Consider the following 2648-nt stretch of genomic DNA (forward strand, 5'->3'; position numbering starts at 1 on the left):
TGTTATTTTACCTTCAGAAATTAAAGACTTAATGGATTATGGTATTTCACGAATATATTCGCCAGACGATGGACGTGAAATGGGGTTACAAGGTATGATTAACGATTTAGTAGAAAAATCTGATTTCGCCATTGGAGATAAACTTAATGGAGAGGTAGAGCATTTATCAGAGAAAAACCCAAAAGCTATAGCAAGAGTAATATCTTCAGCAGAAAACTTCCCAGAAGTGGCCAAAGATGCCTTAGATAAAATACATATTAAAAATGCAGACTCAAAAACCCCAGTTTTAGGAATTACAGGAACAGGAGGAGCAGGGAAGTCGTCTTTAGTAGACGAGTTAGTACGTCGTTTTTTAATAGATTTTCCAGAAAAAACTATAGGATTAGTATCTGTAGACCCTTCAAAACGTAAAACCGGAGGCGCATTATTAGGAGACCGTATTCGTATGAATGCTATTAACTCCCCTAGAGTGTATATGCGTAGTTTGGCAACACGACAATCTAACTTAGCCTTATCTAAATATGTAAATGAAGCCGTGCAAGTTTTAAAAGCTGCAGAATTCGATTTAATTATTTTAGAAACCTCAGGAATTGGGCAGTCAGACACAGAAATAATGGAGCACAGTGATGTGGCATTATATGTTATGACACCAGAGTTTGGAGCAGCAACGCAGTTGGAGAAAATCGATATGTTAGATTTTGCCGATTTAGTAGCAATTAACAAGTTCGATAAAAGAGGGTCGCTAGACGCATTACGCGATGTAAAAAAACAGTACATGCGTAACAATAATTTGTGGGATACACCACAAGACGAGTTGCCAATTTATGGAACCATAGCCTCACAATTTAACGATCCAGGAATGAATACGCTTTACAAAGCGGTTATGGATAAATTGGTAGAAAAGGCAGATTCTCAGTTAAAATCTAGTTTTCATATTTCGGATGAAATGAGCGAAAAGATTTTTGTAATTCCTCCAAGCAGAACCAGATACTTATCTGAAATTGCAGAAAATAACCGTGCGTACGACAAAACAGCTAATGCACAAGTAGAAGTAGCGCAAAAACTATACGGAATCTATAAAACATTAGAATCTGTATTAGAAACTACACCAAGTTTAGATAAAGCAGGGATAAATTCAGAATCGCTAAATGAAAGTACAGAAGAAAATAAAGACTTTGTAAAACTATTAGTAGCAGAATTCGATCGCGTAAAGTTAAATCTAGATCCATATAACTGGGAAGTTATCATGGGTTGGGACGAGAAAGTAAACAAATATAAAAATCCTATCTATACCTTTAAAGTAAGAGATAAGGAAATAAAAATAGAAACACACACCAAATCATTATCTCAGTTAGATATCCCAAAAGTAGCATTACCAAAGTACCAAGCTTGGGGAGATATCTTAAAATGGTGTCTACAAGAAAATGTACCTGGAGAGTTCCCGTATACATCAGGATTATACCCTTTTAAACGTACAGGTGAAGATCCAGCAAGAATGTTTGCAGGAGAAGGAGGGCCAGAAAGAACAAACAGACGCTTCCATTATGTAAGTGCAGGATTACCAGCAAAACGATTATCTACAGCATTCGATAGTGTTACATTATACGGTAACGATCCAGACCATAGGCCAGATATTTATGGTAAAATTGGAAATGCAGGAGTTTCTATTTGTTGCTTAGACGATGCTAAAAAATTATATTCAGGATTTAATTTAGCACACGTAATGACCTCGGTAAGTATGACGATAAATGGACCAGCACCAATGCTATTAGGGTTCTTTATGAATGCCGCTATAGATCAACAATGCGAAATTTACATTAAAGAAAACGGACTAGAAAAAGAGGTAGAAGCAAAAATAGCTAAACTATATAAAAATAAAGAACGTCCAGTATATAACGGAGAATTACCAGAAAGTAACGATGGTTTAGGTTTAATGTTATTAGGTGTAACAGGAGACCAAGTATTACCAGAAGATGTTTATTTAGACATAAAAACAAAAACCATAGCGCAAGTACGTGGAACCGTACAAGCAGATATATTAAAAGAAGATCAAGCGCAAAACACCTGCATATTCTCTACAGAATTTGCTTTACGATTAATGGGAGATGTACAAGAATATTTTATAGATAATAATGTACGTAACTTCTACTCTGTATCTATCTCAGGATATCATATTGCAGAAGCAGGAGCTAACCCAATCACGCAATTAGCATTAACACTCTCTAATGGGTTTACCTATGTAGAGTATTATTTATCTAGAGGCATGGACATTAATAAGTTTGGTCCAAACTTATCGTTCTTTTTCTCTAATGGTATCGATCCAGAATATGCAGTTATAGGTAGAGTTGCTCGTAAAATATGGGCAAAAGCTTTAAAGCATAAATATGGAGCCAATGCCAGAGCGCAAATGCTTAAATACCATATACAAACTTCTGGGCGTAGTTTACATGCGCAGGAAATAGATTTTAACGATATACGTACAACCTTACAAGCATTATACGCTATATACGATAACTGTAACTCGTTGCATACCAATGCTTACGATGAAGCAATTACAACACCAACAGAAGAATCTGTACGTCGTGCAATGGCTATTCAATTAATTATAAATAAAGAATTAGGATTAGCTAAAAACGAAAACCCAATTC

General features: G+C 35.6%; 1 protein-coding gene. It reads left to right on the forward strand.

The window, feature by feature from the left end; all coding sequences use genetic code 11:
- Positions 1–2648 (forward strand): methylmalonyl-CoA mutase family protein (locus ACVC2P_RS20020; RefSeq protein WP_452600221.1); only part of this gene is annotated, 2648 nt, incomplete at both ends.

The sequence above is a fragment of the Pontimicrobium sp. MEBiC01747 genome, assembly GCF_053601635.1.